General features: G+C 73.3%; 17 protein-coding genes. 7 read left to right on the top strand and 10 right to left on the bottom strand.

Annotated elements, in window-relative coordinates; genetic code table 11:
* Nucleotides 1-48: 48 nt before the first annotated feature.
* Complete coding sequence (locus AB0M92_RS12575) at nt 49-966, bottom strand: polysaccharide deacetylase family protein (protein ID WP_366102104.1); 918 nt, start codon at nt 964-966, stop codon at nt 49-51.
* 70 nt (nt 967-1,036) lie between these two features.
* Nucleotides 1,037-4,342 (bottom strand): bifunctional lysylphosphatidylglycerol synthetase/lysine--tRNA ligase LysX, encoded by a 3,306-nt coding sequence (lysX, locus tag AB0M92_RS12570; protein WP_366102103.1) that lies wholly within the window; start codon nt 4,340-4,342, stop codon nt 1,037-1,039.
* Between the two features lie 60 nt (nt 4,343-4,402).
* Between lysX and AB0M92_RS12565 the strand changes: the two genes are divergently transcribed.
* Nucleotides 4,403-4,864 carry a universal stress protein gene (locus AB0M92_RS12565; protein WP_366102102.1) on the top strand — a complete coding sequence of 154 codons (462 nt, stop codon included), beginning with the start codon at nt 4,403-4,405 and terminating at the stop codon, nt 4,862-4,864.
* Between the two features lie 26 nt (nt 4,865-4,890).
* Here AB0M92_RS12565 and AB0M92_RS12560 read toward each other — a convergent pair whose 3' ends face one another.
* Nucleotides 4,891-6,105: a CapA family protein gene (locus tag AB0M92_RS12560; RefSeq protein WP_366102101.1), complete on the bottom strand. Its 1,215-nt coding sequence runs from the start codon at nt 6,103-6,105 to the stop codon at nt 4,891-4,893.
* A 276-nt stretch (nt 6,106-6,381) separates the two neighbouring features.
* Here AB0M92_RS12560 and AB0M92_RS12555 point away from each other — a divergent pair, with 276 nt between their 5' ends.
* Together AB0M92_RS12555 and AB0M92_RS12550 are read left to right on the top strand one after the other, a co-directional pair.
* Nucleotides 6,382-6,921 carry a sigma-70 family RNA polymerase sigma factor gene (locus tag AB0M92_RS12555; RefSeq protein ID WP_366102100.1) on the top strand — a complete coding sequence of 180 codons (540 nt, stop codon included), beginning with the start codon at nt 6,382-6,384 and terminating at the stop codon, nt 6,919-6,921.
* Between the two features lie 201 nt (nt 6,922-7,122).
* A complete protein-coding gene (locus AB0M92_RS12550) occupies nt 7,123-7,587 on the top strand; it encodes a hypothetical protein (RefSeq protein WP_366102166.1) in 465 nt (154 codons plus the stop codon).
* A gap of 17 nt (nt 7,588-7,604) precedes the next feature.
* On the opposite strand, the gene AB0M92_RS12545 is transcribed toward AB0M92_RS12550, so the two are convergent.
* Genes AB0M92_RS12545 through AB0M92_RS12530 form a run of 4 tightly spaced genes read right to left on the bottom strand, consistent with a single transcriptional unit; the run spans nt 7,605 to nt 12,468 of the window.
* Complete coding sequence (locus tag AB0M92_RS12545) at nt 7,605-8,060, bottom strand: hypothetical protein (protein WP_366102099.1); 456 nt, start codon at nt 8,058-8,060, stop codon at nt 7,605-7,607.
* A 39-nt stretch (nt 8,061-8,099) separates the two neighbouring features.
* The gene (locus AB0M92_RS12540; RefSeq protein WP_366102098.1) at nt 8,100-8,960 is read right to left on the bottom strand and encodes a DNA-formamidopyrimidine glycosylase family protein; all 861 of its coding nucleotides are present in this window, start codon (nt 8,958-8,960) and stop codon (nt 8,100-8,102) included.
* A 48-nt stretch (nt 8,961-9,008) separates the two neighbouring features.
* Nucleotides 9,009-11,072: a SpoIIE family protein phosphatase gene (locus AB0M92_RS12535; RefSeq protein WP_366102097.1), complete on the bottom strand. Its 2,064-nt coding sequence runs from the start codon at nt 11,070-11,072 to the stop codon at nt 9,009-9,011.
* A 7-nt stretch (nt 11,073-11,079) separates the two neighbouring features.
* On the bottom strand, nt 11,080-12,468 hold the full coding sequence (locus AB0M92_RS12530) for a DUF6777 domain-containing protein (RefSeq protein WP_366102096.1): 1,389 nt from the start codon (nt 12,466-12,468) through the stop codon (nt 11,080-11,082).
* Between the two features lie 203 nt (nt 12,469-12,671).
* On the opposite strand from AB0M92_RS12530, the gene AB0M92_RS12525 reads away from it, so the two are divergent.
* Genes AB0M92_RS12525 through AB0M92_RS12515 form a run of 3 tightly spaced genes read left to right on the top strand, consistent with a single transcriptional unit; the run spans nt 12,672 to nt 15,531 of the window.
* The gene (locus AB0M92_RS12525) at nt 12,672-13,541 is read left to right on the top strand and encodes a YndJ family protein (protein ID WP_366102095.1); all 870 of its coding nucleotides are present in this window, start codon (nt 12,672-12,674) and stop codon (nt 13,539-13,541) included.
* Nucleotides 13,538-14,071 (top strand): DUF1990 domain-containing protein, encoded by a 534-nt coding sequence (locus AB0M92_RS12520; RefSeq protein ID WP_366102094.1) that lies wholly within the window; start codon nt 13,538-13,540, stop codon nt 14,069-14,071. The genes AB0M92_RS12525 and AB0M92_RS12520 overlap by 4 nt, the downstream gene beginning before the upstream one ends.
* Before the next feature lie 20 nt (nt 14,072-14,091).
* Nucleotides 14,092-15,531, top strand: a complete 1,440-nt coding sequence (locus tag AB0M92_RS12515; protein ID WP_366102092.1) for a lipase maturation factor family protein — start codon at nt 14,092-14,094, stop codon at nt 15,529-15,531.
* Here AB0M92_RS12515 and AB0M92_RS12510 read toward each other — a convergent pair.
* Nucleotides 15,517-16,500 (bottom strand): NAD-dependent epimerase/dehydratase family protein, encoded by a 984-nt coding sequence (locus AB0M92_RS12510; RefSeq protein WP_366102091.1) that lies wholly within the window; start codon nt 16,498-16,500, stop codon nt 15,517-15,519. The two genes, AB0M92_RS12515 and AB0M92_RS12510, sit on opposite strands and share 15 nt — an antisense overlap.
* Before the next feature lie 163 nt (nt 16,501-16,663).
* Nucleotides 16,664-16,840, bottom strand: a complete 177-nt coding sequence (locus AB0M92_RS12505) for a hypothetical protein (protein WP_366102090.1) — start codon at nt 16,838-16,840, stop codon at nt 16,664-16,666.
* Between the two features lie 346 nt (nt 16,841-17,186).
* Here AB0M92_RS12505 and AB0M92_RS12500 point away from each other — a divergent pair, with 346 nt between their 5' ends.
* Entirely contained in the window at nt 17,187-17,714 is a 528-nt protein-coding gene (locus tag AB0M92_RS12500; protein WP_366102165.1) for an HD domain-containing protein, read from the top strand.
* A gap of 59 nt (nt 17,715-17,773) precedes the next feature.
* Here AB0M92_RS12500 and AB0M92_RS12495 read toward each other — a convergent pair whose 3' ends face one another.
* A complete protein-coding gene (locus tag AB0M92_RS12495) occupies nt 17,774-19,267 on the bottom strand; it encodes an SDR family NAD(P)-dependent oxidoreductase (protein WP_366102089.1) in 1,494 nt (497 codons plus the stop codon).
* Between the last annotated feature and the right edge of the window lie 218 nt (nt 19,268-19,485).

Here is a 19,485-nt window from a genome sequence, read left to right as displayed (position 1 = left end):
CGCACCGCGCGAACGCACCCGCCGCCGCCCCGCCGAGGACGAGCTTCCTCAGCGGGGCGGCAGCTTCGGCAGCGTCATCCGGTACCCCCGCGCCAGGAGCTGGGGCAGGTACGTGCTCACCGCCTGCACGCTCTGCGAGCGGTTCCCGCCCGCGTCGTGGTTCAGCACGATCACGCCGGGTGCCGCGCCCTTGAGGGCGTTCGAGACGATCGTGGCGGTGCCCGGCTCCGTCCAGTCCAGGGTGTCCACCGTCCAGGCCAGCGGCTCCATGCCCAGCTCGGCCCCGATCTCGAAGGCCGCCCGGTTCCACGCCCCGTACGGCGCCCGGAACCACTGCGGCGCCTCGCCCACCGCCTGCTGTACGACCTCGCTCGTCCTGGCGATCTCGGAGGCGAGGGCGGGCCGGCTCAGGGTGGGGATGAGCGGATGGGTCCAGGTGTGGTTGCCGATGACGTGGCCCTCGGCGGCCATCCGGCGCAGCAGGTCCCGGTTGTCGGTGGCCATCTCCCCGCAGACGAAGAACATGGCGCGGACCCCGTACCGGGCGAGGGTGTCGAGGATGGCGGGCGTGTAGCGCGGGTCGGGCCCGTCGTCGAAGGTGAGCACCATGGCGCGCGCCGTGCCCGCGTCGGGCGGCAGTTCGAGGATGGGCCGGGTCCGGACCGCGGGCCGCGCGGCGGGCGGCCGCAGCGGGGCCTCGGCTGTCATGGGGCTCAGCCGGTACGCCGCCTGCCCGGGTGCCTGCGGGCGCAGGGCGCGGACTCCGCCCGGCCCGGCGGCTCCGCCGGGCCCCGGTCCGCCGGCCGCCGCGCCGCCGAGGCCCCCGCCGGGCGCTCCGCCCGCCGCGCTCTGGCCGGGCGCGCCGGTCTCGCCGCCGGTGAGCAGTCCGGAGGCGGCGGCGACTCCGAGGAAGACGGCGGTGCGCAGGAGCGCGCGTCGCCCTACTGTCGGCTCGTCATTTTTCATTATTACTACGTATCAACGACATCCCCGCAGATGTCGAGAGGCGCGAACGCGGGCGCTGCCCCTCACCCGTTCAGCCGCGCCGCACCAGCGGGAACGGCAGGGTCTCCCGGATCGTCAGGCCGGTGAGGAACATGACCAGCCGGTCGACCCCGATGCCCAGGCCGCCGGTCGGCGGCATCGCGTACTCCAGGGCGTCCAGGAAGTCTTCGTCGATCTCCATCGCCTCCGGATCTCCGCCCGCCGCGAGCAGCGACTGGGCGGTGAGCCGGCGCCGCTGCTCCACCGGGTCGGTCAGCTCCGAGTACGCGGTGCCCAGTTCGGTCCCGAAGGCCACCAGGTCCCAGCGTTCGGCCAGGCGCGGGTCCCCCCGGTGCTGCCGGGTCAGCGGGGAGACGTCCGTGGGGAAGTCCTTGTAGAAGGTGGGCAGCTTGGTCCTCTCCTCCACCAGCCGCTCGTACATCTCCAGGACCACGTCGCCGCGGGTGTCCTCGGGCTTGTGCGGGACTCCCGCGCGGTCGCACAGGCGGCGCAGCACGTGCTCCTCGGTGTCGGCGTCGACCTCCTCCCCGAGCGCCTCGCCGATGGCCCCGTACATCGTCTTGACCGGCCAGACGCCGGAGATGTCGTGCACGACCAGCTTGCCGTCCGGACCCGCCTTGTGGGCGACGGGCGAGCCGAAGGCGGCGGTCGCGGCGCCCTGGATCAGCTCGCGCGTGAGGTCGAGCATCACGTCGTAGTCGGCGAAGGCCTGGTAGGCCTCCAGCATCGTGAACTCGGGGTTGTGCTTGTAGGAGACTCCCTCGTTGCGGAAGGTGCGGCCCATCTCGAAGACCTTCTCCAGGCCTCCGACGCACAGCCGCTTCAGGTACAGCTCGGGCGCGATGCGCAGGTACAGGTCGAGGTCGTAGGCGTTGATGTGGGTCCGGAAGGGCCTCGCGTTCGCCCCGCCGTGGATCTGCTGGAGCATCGGGGTCTCGACCTCCAGGTACCCGCGGTCCAACAGCCCCTGGCGCAGTGCCTGGACGGCCGAGGAGCGGGCCCGTACGACGTCCCGCGCCTCGGGGCTCGCGACGAGGTCGAGGTAGCGGCGCCGCACGCGCGCCTCAGGGTCGGCGAGACCCTTGCGCTTGTCCGGCAGGGGGCGCAGGCATTTGCCGGTGAGCTGCCAGGAGGAGACCACGAGGGAGGGCTCCGCGCTGCGGCTGGCGCCGATCTCGCCGCTCGCGACCACGTGGTCGCCGAAGTCGACCTGGGAGGTGAAGGAGTCCAGGACCGCGGCGCCGCTCTCGTCGCGGGTGAGCATCAGCTGCATGTCCCCGGACCAGTCGCGCAGGACGGCGAAGACCACGCCGCCGAGGTCGCGCACGAGCATCACCCGGCCGGCGAGCGTGGCCTGTTCGCCGGATCGGGCGCCGGGCGCGCGCCCGGGATGCGCGGCCTTCAGCTCGGCCACGGTGTGGGTCCGCTGGCGGATGCCGACCGGGTACGGGTCGGTGCCGGCGGCCCGGATGCGCTCCATCTTGTCGTGGCGGACGCGCACCTGTTCGGGCAGCCGCTCGGCCCGCGACGCGGTGTCGGCCTCCGCCCCCACGAGGTCCAGGGCGAGGGAGTCGATGGAAGGCAGGCCCTCGGTGCTGGCGGGTGCGGTGAGCCCCTTGGGGTGCGCGTTGCCCCACAGTTTGCGCAGGCTGGGTACGGAGACGAAGCCCTCGGCGATGCCGGAGGCGAGGCTGACCCGGGCGAGCGAGCCGGCGTCCTGGTAGCAGAGGAACCGCGGGTACCACTCGGGCCCGTACTTGACGTTCGAGCGGTACAGGGCCTCCAGCTGCCACCAGCGGGAGAAGAACAGCAGCAGCTTGCGCCACAGCTTGAGCACCGGCCCGGCGCCGATCCGGCCGCCCTCCTCGAAGGCGGAGCGGAAGACGGCGAAGTTCAGGGAGATCCGGCGTACGCCGAGGCCCGGTGCCGCGGCGCACAACTCCGCGACCATGAACTCCATGACCCCGTTGGGGGCGTTGCGGTCGCGGCGCATCAGGTCCAGGGAGATGCCGTCCTTGCCCCAGGGGACGAAGGACAGCAGGGCGATCAGCTCGCCCTGGGCATCGAAGGCCTCGACGAGCAGGCAGTCCCCGTCGGCGGGGTCGCCGAGCCGGTCCAGCGCCATGGAGAACCCGCGCTCGGTCTCGGTGTCGCGCCAGGTGTCGGCGCGCTCGATGATCCGCCGCATCTCCTCCTCGCTGAGGGCGGAGTGGCGGCGGATGAGGGTGGTGGCCCCGGTGCGCTTGACGCGGTTGACGGCCTGGCGGGTGACGCGCATGTCGCGCCCGTCGAGGTCGAAGTGGGCGACCTGGAGGATCGCCTCGTCGCCGAGCTGGAGGGCGCCGAGCCCGGAGCGGGCGTACGCGGTGGCCCCCTCTTCGGAGGCGCCCATGACGGCGGGCTGCCAGCCGTGGCGGCGGGCGACGGTCAGCCAGGCGTCGACGGCGGCGCTCCAGGCGGCGGGATCGCCGACCGGGTCGCCGCTGGCGAGGCAGACTCCGGCCTCGACGCGGTAGGTGACGCCGGCCCTGCCGTTCGGGGCGAAGACGACGGCCTTGTCGCGGCGGGTGGCGAAGTAGCCGAGGGAGTCGGCGCGGCCGTAGGCGCCGAGCAGGGCGCGGATGCGAGGCTCCTCGTCCCCGTGCAGGGCGGCGGTCAGCCGCTGCGAGCGGAACAGGGTCGTGGCGGCGTTCAGCAGGGCGAGGGCGCCGAAGAGGCCGAGGAAGAAGTACAGCGGGCGGGGCGGCTGGCCGTCGAACTGGCGGGGCGAGACGAGGCCGCCGAAGACCTGCCGGGCCGCCCAGTCCAGCCACTGCCCCTTGGGCAGGGTGCCGGGGAACAGCGCGACCAGCCCCCAGCCGGCGAGCACGGCGACGAGCAGCCCGAGGCCCAGGACGAGCATCGCGCGCCAGAAGGCGCCGGGCCGGGAAGCGGCGTAGAACTCCTTGCGGGCGGCGATCAGGACCACGAGAGCGGCGACGGCGATGGCCATCGAGGGCCCGCCGATCCAGTAGTACTCGTCGGCGATGATCAGGACGTCGACCAGGATGAGCAGGGCCAGATAGGTGACGACGATCCACCAGGCGACCTTCTTGCGGGTGCCCAGGGCGGCGGCCAGCAGGAAGAGGAAGACGGCGTAGGCCAGGTTGGCGCTGACCGGCACCACGATCGCGTCGAGGAAGCGCACGACCTGCCGCAGCAGGTGCCGCAGTGTCGGGGAGAGCGCCAGTACGGCGCACAGCAGTCCGAGCGTTCCGAAGAACGCGGCGAACGCGTCGGGCACCCGGTTCAGGAAGCGGTTCCGGGTGCCCCGGGTCTCCTCCACGGTGGCACTCATGGTTCGCACTGTAGGGAGGCCCGCGCCGCGGCGCGCGGCGAGGCGCATAACCTCGTTGTCGTGACTGAGCACGTGAACACGGGATTCGAGCGCGGTACGGACGGTCCGAAGGTGATCCTCGCCGGGGTGGACGGGTCGGAGAGCTCCCTGCGGGCGGCGGCGTACGCGGCGGGGCTGGCCCGGCGCCAGCACGCGCTGCTGGCGCTGGTGTACGTCCAGCCGGTGATGCCGGCCGGGGCCTCGCTGGGCGCTCCGGTGGCCGACACCACCGGGGAGATCGCCGAGGGGCTGGTGGCCGAGATCCGGGAGGCGGCGGAGCGGGTCAAGGGCGTCTACGACGTGCGCTGGCAGTTCCACACCTTCCGCGGGGACCCGTACGCGGGGCTGGTGGGCGCGGCGGACGAGCTGAAGGCGGACGCGGTGGTGGTCGGCGCCTCGGAGCAGGCCGGGCACCGGATCGTCGGCTCGGTGGCGGTGCGCCTGGTCAAGGCGGGCCGCTGGCCGGTCACGGTGGTTCCGTGACCGGTGCTTCCTGACGCGGGGACGGGCTACTTCGCCATCGTCAGGCCGTCCTTGGCCGCGCCGCGGCCGAGGACGGCCTCGCTGACGGCGTCCAGCGCGCTCTCGTACTCGTCGTCGCCCGGGTCTTCGGCGAGGGCGGCGGGGAGGTTGACCACCTTCCCGGCGGACAGGTCCATCATCTGCGGGACGAACTCGGCCTTGGTGACCCGCCAGCGCTGTCCCGCGGCGGCCGGCGGGGCGAAGGTGAAACGGCCGATCGAGCCGTAGTTGCCGCGCATGTCCCGGGCGCCGGAGTAGTTGAACATCTCACCGGCGACCTGGTCGCCCATGCCGTAGACGATCCAGGTCCCGTTGACCTTCTCGTAGGCCTGCGGGATGTGCGCGTGGGTGCCCAGGATCATGTCGATGTCGGGGCGCCCGCCGGTCTGCGAGGCCGTGAGCTCCTTGCCGAGCGAGAGCTGCTTCTCGTCCGGCTCCGTCTGCCATTCGGTGCCCCAGTGCACGCTGACCAGGACCACGTCCGCGCCCGCCTTGCGGGCGGCCCGGGCGTCCGTGATGATCTTGTCCTTCTCCATCAGGTTGACGGCCCAGGGCCGGCCCTCCGGCATCGGGTAGCCGTTCGTGTCGTACGTGTACGCGAGGTGCGCGACCTTCGCGGAGCCCGCCGTGTACATGGTCGGCGTGGCCGCCTCGGCCGCCGTACGGGCCGAACCGGCGTGCTTGAGCCCGGCCGCGTCGAACTTGTCGAGGGTGCGCTCCAGTCCCTCGGCCCCGGCGTCCAGGGTGTGGTTCGAGGCCGTCGAGCAGCCGTCGTACCCCGCGTCCTTGAGGCCGTCGGCCACTTCCGGCGGGGACTGGAAGGCCGGGTAGCCGGTGAACGGGCCGCCGTCCTCCCCGTACACGGTCTCCATGTGGCACAAGGCCAGGTCCGCGGCCGAGACCAACGGTTTGACCAGGGAGAACATCGGCCTGAAATCGTGGCCGTCGCCGCCCGCCTCCGCCGCCGCCCGCTTGATGACCGAGTCGTGGGGCAGCACGTCGCCGGAGGCGACCAGGGTGAAACCCCTGGCGGCGGCGTCGGCGGGGGCCGAGTTGGCCCCGGAGCCGGCGGACGGCGAGGGGCCTCGGGGGTTGCCGAGTCGGGCGGGCGCGGGGTCCTTGCCGGAGGAGCAGCCTGCGGCGGCCGCGGCCAGCAGGGCGGCCGACAGGAGGGCGAGGGCCTGCCGGGTGCGCTTGGTCATCTGAGCCAGCTCTCATTAGTAGGACTATCTGACCATCTGTAATCCATGGGGGAAGACGTCACCAGTCGGCCGTCGGCTCCACGGCGCCCTCGCGACACCGGCCCTCACCCGGGTGGCCGTTCGCCGCGCCGTTCGACCGTTCACCGCCGGGCACGGCCGCCCACCGGACGACCCGGGCGCTTGGGCGCAACGGCCGCACCGGACGGTTCCCGGGGGCGCTCCGTGCAGGTGAGGGTGGGTGCGTCGGAGCCGAACGGACCCAGGAAGGAGCCACCCGTGCCCCTCTCCCCCACCCTCCTGCGCACGGACCCCGAGGCGCTGGCCGAACTCCAGCGCGACCACGGGCGGGCGCTGTTCGGCTTTCTGCTCGGGCTCACGGCCGGGGATTCCCAGCGCGCCGAGGACCTCGTGCAGGAGACGCTGGTGCGCGCGTGGCAGCACCCCGAGGTCCTGGAGAGCGCTCACGACTCCATGCGGCCCTGGCTGTTCACGGTGGCCCGGCGCCTCGCGATCGACGCCCGCCGGGCGCGGCTGTCCCGGCCGCAGGAGGTGGACCCGGAGGGGCTGGATCAGGCGCCCGCGCCCGAGGACGCGGTGGCCGGCTCGGTCACGGCGATCGACGTCCGCCGGGCCGTCGGCTCGCTCGGGCCGGAGCACCGCGAGGTGCTGATGCAGGTCTACTTCCAGGACCGCTCGGTGGCCGAAGCGGCGGCGGAGCTCGGAATTCCGGCCGGAACGGTCAAGTCCCGTACGTACTACGCCCTGCGCGCCCTGAAAAAGGGGCTCCAGGGGTACGGCTACGGCCTCGGCGCCTGAACGAACCGAATGCACGCGGATCGGACACAAAACGCATCGAAATCGGCCTCAGAGCGTTCAAGTTGGGTAAACATGCCCCGTTCCGCGAGTCGCTCGGTGAAGGCTCATGGCTGACGACGGGAAGCTCGACGCGCGGGAGAAGGTGGAACGGTGCAGCCCGAGGGTACGAACGGCACCAGTGACGGCGGGCTCGCGGTGCCCATGGCATGGCTCTACGCGGAGTACATCGCCGACGAACTGCTGCGCACGGGCCGGCTGATCCCGGCCAGTACCCTGGAGTTCCGCGCCGGGCGGGACACGCTCGCGCTGACGATCTACCTCTCCGACGCGGCCGGCGAGCTCTCCGGTATCCGGGTGGTCTCGCAGCTCGACGAATGGCTGTCGCTGACGGCGTACGGGCACCCCTGGCGCGACTGGGTGGACACCCGGTTCCTCGCACTGGGCGAGGATGCCAGGGAGCGCGGGAGCGGCGAGGACCCGGATCTGGAACTGGCCCGGGCCGCCTGGCGCTGGCTGGACCGCACCGAACTCTTCGCCACCAATCTGGACCCGGGGCGGCACGGCCACGCCGACGCCCCGGCGGGCCTGGACGAGAACGCGCGGGTGTGGACGCCCGCCTGGCAGCTCGGCCTGCCGCTGGGCCACTTGGCGATGCACCTGTTCTGACGGGACCGCGGGAAGGCTCAGCCGGACGTGTGGTGGCCGCCCGGTGCCTCGGCCGGATCCATCACCAGGCCGGTGAAATCGGCCTCGTTGCGCTCGGCCCGGGTGACGTACCACCGGGCGATCAGCCACATCACCGGGAACGCGACCAGGCCGAGGGCCACCCAGACCAGCGGCCCCGACGCCGGGCGGGACAGCGCGAACAGCACCGGCAGCGTCCCGACGAGCAGCGCGAGGACGCTCAGCGCGCCCAGTCCCGCCCTGAGCTGGCTGCGCATCAGCGCCCGGACGTACGTGGCGCCCAGGGTGGTCTGCTCGGAGATCTCCGAGCGGGCCGGGGTGTGCGCGGGCGGGCGGCGGCGCGTGGCGCGGGGCACGCCCGTGACGATCTCGCGCCGGGGCGGTGACGGCGACTGCCGCGCGTGCGGCTGCCGCGCCTGCGGCTGCTGCGCCTGCGGCTGCTGCGGGTCGGCCATGGGCCGGAGTCTACTCGGCGCGCTCCGCACGGGCGCGGGTCATTTGAGGAGGCGGGAGAGCCTGCGGTCGGCGAGCGGCTTGCCGCCCGTCTGGCAGGTGGGGCAGTACTGGAGCGAGGAGTCGGCGAAGGACACCGAGCGGACGGTGTCCCCGCACACCGGGCACGGCTCCCCGTCCCGGCCGTGCACCCGCAGCCCGCTCTTCTTCTCGGCCTTGAGGTTCCCGGCGGCCACGCCGTGCGCGCGCTCAACGGCCTCGCCGAGGGTCCGCCGGACGGCCTCGTACAGGTGGGTGACCTGCTCCTCGTCGAAGGAAGCGGCCAGTTTGAAGGGGGAGACCTTCGCCGCGTGCAGGATCTCGTCGCTGTAGGCGTTGCCGATGCCCGCGATGACGCTCTGGTCGCGCAGCACGCCCTTGATCTGCCGCCGCTCGCCCGCGAGGAGCGCGGCGAACGCCGCCCGGTCGAACGCCTCGGCGAGCGGGTCGGGGCCCAGGCGGGCGATGCCCGGCACCTCCTGCGGATCGCGCACGACGTAGACGGCGAGGCGTTTTTGCGTTCCGGCCTCGGTGAGGTCGAAGCCGCCGCCGCCCTCCAGGGCGACGCGCAGGGCGAGCGGCCCCTTGCCCGGGCGCGGCGGCTTGTCGGGCAGGGCGTCCTGCCAGCGCAGCCACCCGGCCCGGGCCAGGTGGGTGACGAGGTGGAGCTCGCCGATCCGGATCGCCAGGAACTTCCCGTGGCGGGCGGTGGCCCCGGCCGGCTGCCCTTCGAGGGCGCTCGGCGGCGGGTCGTACGTCTTGAGCACGCTGACGGCGAGCGGGAGGACGTGCTCCACCACCCGCCCGGCGAGGTGTTCGTCGAGGAACTCCCGCAGGGCCTCGACCTCGGGCAACTCGGGCATACCCCCACCCTGCCCCGCCGGCCCCGCCCCGGCTACCCGGCCGCGGGCTCAGGACATCACGAACTCGCACCAGACGCATTTGCCGCTGCCCCGCGGTTCCACTCCCCAGACGTCCGCCAGACGGTCCACCAGCATCAGGCCGCGGCCCGAGACACCGGATTCGCCCGCTTCGCGGCGGCGCGGGAGGGCGCTGGAGCGGTCCTCGACCTCGACGCGCAGGCGCCGTTCGGGGCCGGTCAGGACCCGCAGGGTCACGATGGCCGGCCCGTCCGTGTGCATCAGGGCGTTCACGATGAGCTCGTCCGCGACGAGCTCGATCTCGTCGGCCCGCTCCCGCGCGCCCCACGCCCGTACCGCCGCGCCGATCATGTGGCGGGCCGCGACCAGGGCTTCGGGGTCCCCGGGGGCCACGTGCTGCTGGAGGCGGCCGCCGCCCTGCGGGAGGTCCTCCACCTGGCGGCGCAGCAGGAGCAGCGCCATGTCGTCGTCGCCGCCTCGCTCGTCGACCACCCCGCACAGCCGGTCGGCCAGCCGTGCGAGGTCCGCCGGCCCGGTCCGGACCAGCGAGGTGAGCAGCTGGATCCCGTCGTCGAGGTCCGCGCCGGGGTGTTCCACGAGGCCGTCCGTGCACAGGACGAGGGTTTCCCCCGGGTCCAGCTCCACGGTGGTCACCGGGTACTCCAGGCGGCCGAACTCCGCCGACAGGCTCAGCGGCATGCCGCCCTCCACCGGGAGGCGCAGGCAGTCCCCGTCCCGGGTGCGCAGGAGCGGGTCGATGTGCCCGGCGCGGACCATTTGCAGGACGCCCGTGGAGAGGTCGGCCTCGACGTACGTGCAGGTCGCGAAGCGGTCGGTGTCCAGCTCGTGCAGGAAGACGGAGGCCCGGGCCATGACCGTGCCCGGAGCGTGCCCTTCGGCGGCGTACGCGCGCAGCACGATCCGCAGCTGCCCCATGACCGCCGCCGCGTGCGTGTCGTGGCCCTGGACGTCGCCGATGACGGCCCCGACCCGGCCGCCGGGCAGCGGGATGACGTCGTACCAGTCGCCGCCGATGTCCTGGCCCATCCGGGCGGAGCGGTACCGTACGGCGATCTCCGCGCCCGGCACCGACGGGATCCGGCGCGGGAGCATCGCCTGCTGGAGGCCTTCCGCCAGGTCGTGCTCCTGCTCCAGCAGCATCGCCCGCTGGAGGCTCTGCGCGATGCTGCTGCCCAATGCGATCAGCAGGTTCCGCTCGTCCTGCGTGAATCCGTCCTTGTCCTGGTAGAGCAGTCCTATCGCGCCGATCGGGCGGGCCTGGGCGATCAGCGGCAGATAGGCAGCGGCCGAGATCTCCATGGTCGAGATCTTCGACCAGAGATCGGGATAGCCCTCGGCGAACTCCGCCGCGGAGTCGAGGAAGCGCGGCTGCAGCGAGCGGACGACCTCGCTCATCGGGTACTGCTCGTCGATCCGGGTGTAGCGGGTGCCGGGTACGAAACTGTCGGCGGGCCCTTCGGCCACGAGGTGGATCCGCCCGGCCTCGACCAGCCCCATCACCATGCCCATCGAGCCGAGCCGCTCCAGGCCGTGGGCGTCGCCGATGACGTCGATGACGTCCCGCACGGTCCGGGCGTGGGCGAGGGCGGCGGTGGTGCTCTCGACCACCGAGGTCTGCCGGCGCCGCTCCTCGTCCAGGCCGAGGCGCTCCGCCGAGTGGCTGAGCTCCTCGGTCGCGTCGCGGACGATGCCGATGATGCGGAACGGGCGGCCGTCGGAGCCGCGCATGACGCGGCCCTGGGTGTGGGTCCAGCGCAGCCGCCCGTCCTGGGTGCGGATCCGGAAGTACGCACCGTAGCTGTCGTCACCGCTCTTGAGGACGCTGGAGACGAGCGCGTCCAGCCGCGTCGCCTCGGCGGGCGGGACGCGCGGGCCCAGGGATTCGGGGCGGCCGTCGTAATCCCCGGGCGTCATGTCGTACACCTCTAGGGCCGCTGCGTCCATGTGCAGGAGACCGGTCTCCAGGTCCCAGTCGAAACTGCCCATGCGGTTCAGCGAGAGCGACCGGTCCGGGTGTGCGGGCCAGTCGTCCGGCAGCGATACGGTGGTCGGCACCGATCCACCATGACACACGGGCCGGTCAGGCGCTCCCCAAGGAACGGGCGGGGTTCGCGAGCGGTTGTTGCCGGTCCGGGCCGCCGAAGGGGTCGTCCGGTGCGTCCTGGCCGGACGGCGCGAAGGGGTCGTCGCCGCGGCCGAAGGGGTCGCCCTGGGTGAACGGGTCTCCCTGAGCGAAGGGGTCCCCCCGGTCCGGCTGCCGCCGCGCCGAGCCGTCGGACTCCGGTGCGAGCCCCGGGTCCCCGAAGGCGTCCGCAGGTACGTCGCCCTGCCGGTTCGGCGGTACGTCGCCCTGCCCGTTCGGCGGTACGTCGGACCGCGGAGCGGTCGGGGGCTGCCCGGGGCGCTGCTTCTGCGGGGCAGCCGGCGAGGGCTGTGCGGGCCGGTCCGGCCGGGTCTGCTGGTCGGGCCCGGCCTGCTCGCTCTGGGCCGGCACGCAGTCCGTGGCCTCGGGGGCCGGGACTCCGCCGGGACCGGCAGGCGGTTTCGGCGGGGCGGGCGGGGCCGTCCTGGCCAGCCCGTTCGTCCCGGCGCCGGCGTCCGTCTCGGGCGGGGCGCACGGCTCGGGCGCGGCGGCCGCGGGCGGGGTCACGGGGCCGGCGGGGATGCCGTTCGCCGGGTCGAACGCGGGGACCGGCTGCGGGACGGCGTCCTGGGCGCCGTCGTCGCCGGTCTTGCGCTCCATCCAGGTGTTGTCGGCGATGTTGACGAGGACCAGGCTCTTGATCGGCTGCGGGGTCGGCTCGATGACGATGACCTGCTGGGCCTGGTAGCCGCTCCACTGGTCGCCCTTGAGCGCCGGGGAGCCCTTGGGGGCGCGCGGCGCCTGGAGCGGGTTTCCGCAGGCGCAGCGGACCCGGGGCATGCCGTGGTCGTCCACGAGGACGGCGGTGCCGGCCTGGAGGACGGCCTGGAAGGCCTCGCCCTTGCCGCCGCGGAAGGCGTGGTTGGTGACCCGGGTGTCGGCGCGGAGCACGACGGGGGTCAGCCCGCGCAGGAACTCGGGGAGCTTCGCCGTCTCGACGGAGACGGCCTGGGCGAAGGCCTTGGCCTTCGCGTCGTCCTCGGTGAGGGCGCGCAGCTGCTGTTCCACGTCGCAGCTGCCGAGCCGCTTGGTGCCGGCGTACAGGCCTGGGGTGGCCGCGCCGACGGTCCGGATCCCCTGGCCGGTCGGGTTGGGCAGCGGAGACTGCGCCGGGGCGGACTCGCCGGTGGCCGAGGTGGCGGTGAAGGGGTCGGGGCCGGCCGTCCCCACGGGCTGGAGCATGACTTCCTGGCTCTCCGGGCCGGCCGCGCTCTGCGGCTCCTCGGGGGCGCCGCACGCCGCGGCGAGCAGACCGAGGAGCGTGAAGAGGGCGGCGCGGACCGGTGTATGACGGCGTGGAGCCTGACGAGGTGTCGGTACGTGCACGTGAATCTCCCTTTCGCCCCGGTTGCTCCCTCCTGTCTGCCGTATCCGCGGGCGGGCCGCAACCGGAGCGGCGCGAGCGAGCGGGGGCGGAGCCGGCGCACGGCGGGGGCCCGCGTCTTGAACATGTTCAAGGAACCTCGTAAGGTCACGACCGTGAGTTGAACGCGTTCAAGCGTTCGGCCGCGTGCGGAGGGGAGCCCACGGTGACGGTACTGGTGCATCTGATCATCACCCTGGGCATGCTCTACGTGATCCCCGCAGGCCTGCGCCTGATCGACCCGGCCGGGCTGCGCGGGACCGCCCGGATCTGGCCGCTGCTCGCCGTCCCCGGGGCCCTGTGCCTCTGGCTGCCGCGCGGCGCGGTCGCCACGGCGCTCGCCGCGCTGTACGCCGCCGCCACCCTGGCCCTCGCGGCCCGGGCCCCGGCCCGGCTGCTGCGCTCCCTGCGGAGCCGGGCCGACGGAGCCGGGCCCCTCGCACCGGCCGAGATCGCGGTGCTCACCGCACTGCTCTCGCCGTCGGTCGCCGGGACCGCCCTCGTCGCCGAGCGCGCCGGGTACCGGCTGTTCGGCTTCGACCTGGACATCCTGGCGCTGACCGTGCCGCACTTCCACTTCGCCGGGTTCACCGCGGCCCTGATCGCCGGGCTCGTCTGCCGGGCCACCGGCGCCGCGCCCGGCAGTACGGCCCTGTCGCGCTGGGCCGCGTACAGCGTCCCCGGGGGGACCCTGCTCGTCCTGCTCGGCTACTTCGTGGACGACTGGGCGGAGCTGGCGGGCGCGGTGGTGCTGACCGGCGGGATGTGGGCGGTGGCCCTGCTGACCTGGCGGGAGATCCGGCCGGGCGCCCGCGACCGCACCACCGGGTTGCTGCTGGCCACCTCGGCCGCGGTGCTGGTGGCCACCATGCTGCTCGCCCTGTGGTGGGCGCTCGGCGAGGCCACCGACCTCGTACACCCCACTTTGACCTGGATGGCCGCGACCCACGGTCTCGGCAACGCCCTCGGGTTCGCCCTGTGCTCACTGCTGGCCTGGCGCCGGCTGACCGTCGACCGAATGGAGACCACGCCGTGACCCGCATCCTCACCACCGGCCGTGACACCGTCAACTACCCCGACCGGGGCGCGACGCGGCGCGGGGAGCTGCCCGCCGGATACCACCACCTGCACCACCGCGTGCGGATCGGCAGCGGGCAGGCCGCCTTCGAGGCCGCCGGGACCGCCGTCACCACCTTCGGCGCCCACCGGGCCTCGGGCATGCTCGTCCGGGCCGGCCACGGCGCCGTCCGGCCCGGGAGCCGGGTGGTGGTCGGGATCGGCTTCGGACCGCTGCGGATCAGCGCCCCGTGCGAGGTGATCTGGACGGCGTACGAGCCCGCGCGCATCGGTTTCGCGTACGGGACGCTCGCCGGCCACCCGGCCTGCGGGGAGGAGTCCTTCATGGTGTTCCGGGACCCGGACGGCACGGTGTGGTTCGAGGTGACCGCCTTCAGCCGCCCGGCCGCCTGGTACACCCGGCTCGCCGGCCCGGTGCTCCCCTTCCTCCAGCACTGCTACGCCCGCCGGCTCGGCCGTACGGTGCGCAAGCTGGCCGCCGCGGCCTGATCCGCCCGATACTGGAGGGGATGGACTGGTTCACGGCGCCCGGCTACTGGCTCGGCCGGCTGGTCTTCCAGCGGGCCCTCGCCGGCGTGTACCTCTGCGCCTTCCTCTCGGCCGCCCTTCAGTTCCGGGCCCTGATCGGGGCGCACGGCATGCTGCCCGTGCCGCGCTACGTGCGGTACGTGCCGTTCCGGCGCGCGCCGAGCCTGTTCCAACTGCGCTATTCGGACCGTCTCTTCGCAGGCTGCGCCTGGGCGGGAGCGGCGGTGGCCGTCGCTCTGGCCGCGGGGGCGGGGGACCTCGTTCCGCTGGGCGCCGCCATGGGGATGTGGGCGCTGCTGTGGCTGCTGTACCTGTCGATCGTGAACGTGGGCCAGACCTGGTACGCGTTCGGCTGGGAGTCGCTGCTGCTGGAGGTGGGCTTCCTCGCGGTCTTCCTCGGCAACGCCCGGGTCGGGCCGCCGGTACTGGTGCTGTGGCTGCTGCGCTGGGTGGTCTTCCGGGTGGAGTTCGGCGCTGGGCTGATCAAGATGCGCGGGGACTCCTGCTGGCGCGATCTGACCTGCCTCTACTTCCACCATGAGACGCAGCCCATGCCGGGGCCGCTCAGCTGGTTCTTCCACCGTCTGCCGAAGCCTGTGCACCGGGTGGAGTGCGCCGCCAACCACGTGACGCAACTCGTGGTCCCGGTGCTGCTCTTCACCCCGCAGCCGGTGGCCTCGTACGCGGCCGGGATCATCGTGGCGACGCAGCTGTGGCTGGTGCTCTCGGGAAACTTCGCCTGGCTGAACTGGATCACCATCACGGTGGCCCTGTCGGCCATCGACTTCACCGGGCTCGCGGGGGCGCCGCCGGCCGCCGCCTCGCGCGCGGCGCCGCTCTGGTTCGCGGTCCTGGTGTGCGCCGCCACCGCACTGGTGCTGGTGCTGAGCCGGCATCCGGTGCTCAACATGGTCTCCAGGCGGCAGGTGATGAACCGCTCCTTCGACTCCCTGCACCTGGTCAACACCTACGGGGCCTTCGGCACCGTGGGCCGGATCCGGGACGAGGTGGTGGTCGAGGGGACGGCGGACCGGCTGCCGCGGGAGGACGGGCAGTGGCGGGAGTACGGGTTCAAGGGCAAACCGGGTGATCTGCGCAGTGTCCCGCGCCAGTTCGCCCCGTACCATCTGCGGCTGGACTGGCTGATGTGGTTCGCGGCGCTCTCCCCCGGCTACGCGCGGGACTGGTTCGGCCCCTTCGTGGAGCGGCTGCTGGCGGGCGACCGGGACACGCTGCGGCTGCTGCGCCACAACCCCTTCCCGGACGCCCCGCCGCTCTACGTACGGGCCCGGCTGTACCGCTACCGCTTCACCACCTGGCGGGAGCTGCGCGAGACGGGCGCCTGGTGGCACCGCACGCTGCTGCGCGAGTACCTGCCGCCCACCCGTCTCGCCGAGTCCTCCTGGTCAGAGCCCGAGTAGTGCGGCCTCCCGCTCGGGCGCGAGCCCCTTCGTCGAGCGGTCCGGGCGCTGGGGCGCCTTCCCGCCGATCGAGGACAGCCAGGTCCAGGTGTCGGCCACGGTCTCCTCCACGGGGCGGCACACCAGGCCGGCCGCCAGGGCCTTGCCCACGTCGGCGCGGAACATGTAATCGTGAGTCTCGCCCTCGGGGAGCCACACGGGCAGTTCGGTCCAGGGCTCGATGCCGGCCGCCTCGATGGCGGCGGCGTCCGTCCAGCGGGGTTCGGCGACGCCCCCGGCCGAGGCGACGCAGGCGTCGAGGAAGCCGCCCATCGTGGCGTGGCCGGGCGGGGAGACCAGGTTGTAGGCGCCGCCGAGACCGGCCTCGCCGGCGTCGAGGGTCCAGCGCGCGAGGTCGCGTACGTCGATGTACTGGATCGGCAGGTCGCGGGGACCGGGGGCGAGGAAGGGGCCCTCGCGCGCGACGCGGTTCAGCCACCAGGGCAGCCGGCCGACGTTCTCGTACGGGCCGAGGATCAGGCCGGCGCGCACCAGCAGGGCGCGCTCCCCGAAGGCCGCCCCGGCGGCGAGCTCACCGCCCCGCTTGTCCTGCGCGTAGCCGACGGAGTCGGCATCGGGCGAGCCCTCCACGAGGGGGCCCTGCTCGTCGAGCCCCGCGGGGGCGGGGTAGGCGTACACGGAGCGGGTGGAGACGTACGCGTACCGTCCCACCCGGCCCGCCAGCAGCCGGGCGCTGTCGCGCACGGCGGTCGGGGCGCCGCTCCAGGTGTCGACGACCAGGTCCCACTCCCCCGCCGCGAGGGCGTCCAGGCCCCCGGGCGCGGTGCGGTCGCCGTGCAGGGCGGAGGTGCCCGGCGGCGGCGCGTGGTGGCCGCGGTGGAAGACGGTGACCTCCCAGCCCCGGGCCAGGGCGTCTTCGGTGATCGCGCGTCCGACGAACTCGGTACCGCCCAGCATCAGTAGCTTCATGTGGCCAGCGTGCCGGGGCCGGGGGCCGGCCGGAAGCCTTGATCGCCGACAGCGATGACGCTCACGGCGTACGGCCGACGGGAACCTCTGCGCGGTCGCGCACGGTCGGCGCAGCACCGCGCCCCCGTCGCCGGTCGGCTCGGGGGCGCGCGTGTCGGTCGTACTAGTCGATGCCGGGCAGGATGTGGGGCTCCGCCAGGTCGTCCTCGTAGCCGGCCAGTCGGATCGGGGCGGACCGGGCCCAGACTTCGAGGCTGCCGAGTTCGTCGGCGCGGGGGCGGAACCGCGCCCCCTGGTACGTCCTCGGCTTCTCCTCGGACTTCGTCGTCGTGTCTGTCACCGCGCACTCCTTTGTGTCGCGCAACCCGGCGGGCGAGCCGCGCGCCGGGCACAAGGGATAAAGGGTTTCCGGACGCGGTGGCGCCTTGGTGGAGCGTGGCCTGGATACGGCCGTTCTGTGCCACTCAGAGTACACATATGAGCGCGCCCCCGCTCGATGGATTGGCAAAATCCGCCCGACGGCTTGATTTCGCCGCGAGTTCAGGAAGTCGTACGCGGATGGGACCGGGTCGGGTGGTCTGCTCGACGCCGGCGACACGGCTGGAGAACGGGCAGCGGAGGGAGCGACGGTGGCGGCGAGGTCCCGAGTGCCGGGGGTACCGAGGGTCGACAGCATCGAGGAGCTGATGGAGCTGCTGCTCGCGTGCCGCGGTGCGTGGGACACGCCCGACCGCAGCGGAGACCCGGTCGATCTGCACGATCATGGGCTCCAGACTGCGGCACTGTTGCGCCGTTCGCATCCGTTCGACAAGGAGCTCCAAGTCGCCGGGCTCGTGCACGACCTGGGCCACCTGCTCTTCCCCGGCGACGACGCGGGACACGCCGACCACGCGGCGGAGGCGATCCGTCCGCTGCTCGGTGACCGGGTGGCCCGGCTGGTACGGCTGCACGTGCCGGCCAAGCGCTACCTGGCGGCCGTGGAGCCCGACCGGGCGCTGTCCCCGCAGAGCGCGCTGACCCTGCGGGCGCAGGGCGGGCTCATGGACGAGGCGGAGGTCCGGGCCTTCGCGGCCGACCCCGACGCGGAAGCGGCGGTGACATTGCGCCAAGCGGATGACGCGGGCAAGGTCGCCGGGCTCGACGCGGGCGTGATGGAGGACTGGCGTCCGGTCCTGGAGCTGGTGGCGGCGCGGGCGTACCGGCGCACGCCGTGAGACGTCCGTGCCCCGGCCCCTTCGAGGGGCCGGGGCACGGACGCGCGACAGGGGCGGGCCTACCAGTTGGCGGGCGCGTAGTCCTTGAGGAAGACTCCGTAAAGGTCCTCGCCGGCCTCGCCGCGCACGACGGGGTCGTAGACCCGGGCCGCGCCGTCGACCAGGTCGAGCGGGGCGTGGAAGCCCTCCTCGGCCAGGCGCAGCTTGTCGAAGTGCGGGCGCTCGTCGGTGATCCAGCCCGTGTCGACGGAGGTCACCAGGATGCCGTCGCTCTGGAACATCTCCTGGCCGCTGGTCCGCGTCACCATGTTCATCGCGGCCTTGGCGGCGTTGGTGTTCGGGTGCCCCGCACCCTTGTAGCCCCGGCTGAACACGCCCTCCATCGCCGAGACGTTGACCACGTACGCACGCCCGCTGGACGCCTTGCGGGCGGCCTCGGCCATGGCCGGGCGGAGCGCGCTGATCAGGATGAACGGCGACGTGTAGTTGCACAGCTGGGTTTCCAGCAGCTCGACCGGGGAGATCTGGTCGATCGTCTGCACCCAGGTGTTGCTGTCGACGACGTCGGGCAGCAGGCCGCCCGCGTCGATGGCGGTGCCGTCGAGGTGCCGTTCGATGCTGGCGTTGCCCGCGACCAGCGCGAGGTCGGCGACCTTCTGCGCGTCGAGCCCGCTCACGCCGACGGGCAGGGCCGCCAGGCCGTCGACCGCGCCGGAGTTGAACGCGCCGATGACGTGGTGGGCGGGGAGCTCGCCGGCCGGCAGCGGGGCGCTCTCCCCCTCGACCAGCGCGGCGTACGCGGTGGGCAGGCGGCGCACGGTCTGCGTCGCGTTGTTGATCAGGATGTCGAGCGGACCGGCCGCGGCGACCTGGTCGGCGAGCGCCACGGCCTGGCCCGGGTCGCGCAGGTCGAGTCCGACGACCTCCAGGCGGTGCATCCACTCCGCCGAGTCGTCCATCGCCTTGAAGCGGCGGATGGCGTCCTTGGGGAAGCGGGTGGTGATCGTCGTGTGGGCGCCGTCGCGCAGCAGCCGCAGCGCGATGTACATGCCGATCTTGGCCCGCCCGCCCGTGAGCAGCGCGCGCTTGCCCGTGAGGTCGGCGCGGGCCTCGCGCTTGGCACGGTTGTGGCCGGCGCACGGCTGGCACAGCTGGTGGTAGAAGTAGTCGACCTCGACGTACCGCGTCTTGCAGATGTAGCAGGAGCGCGGGCGCTGGAGTATCCCGGCGATCCGGCCGGCCTCCGTGACCGAGGAGGGCAGGATGCCCTCGGTCTCGTCGTCGATGCGCTCGGCGGAGCCGGTCGCGGTCGACTCGGTGACGGCCTTGTCGTTGGCCGTCTTCGCGGCGCGGCGCTCCTGGCGGCGGCGCTGCTTGACCGTGCGGTAGAGGCCCGCGGTGGCGCGGCGTACGGTGATGGCGTCGGGGTGGTCGACGTCGATCTTGTCGAGTTCGTCCAGGACGCTGAGGCAGAGCGCCAGCCGCTCGGGGTCGATGCCCGGCCCGTAGGCGTGGTCGTCCGCGCTCACGTGGTTGTCTTCGGTCACCGTCATGGCCGCTGCCGTTCCTTGCTCACTCGTCCGCGTCCGCCTGCTGCGGAAGTCTTCAAAACCGCCACTGTACGGATCCGACGCGCCCGGGACCAAACCCGTCGCCCGGTGCCTCACGGACCGCGACGGGAGCGTCACCGTGGGCGGCGTCCGGGCGGGGCCGGCGCCCGCCCCGTACTCCTTCCGGAGTATGCCTCGGGTATGACTGGTGACCACCTGTA

This window comes from Streptomyces sp. NPDC051582 (genome assembly GCF_040681715.1).
Lineage (GTDB): Bacteria > Actinomycetota > Actinomycetes > Streptomycetales > Streptomycetaceae > Streptomyces.
Note: the sequence above shows the minus strand (reverse complement) of the source record. Positions and strands in the feature narration are given on the sequence as shown.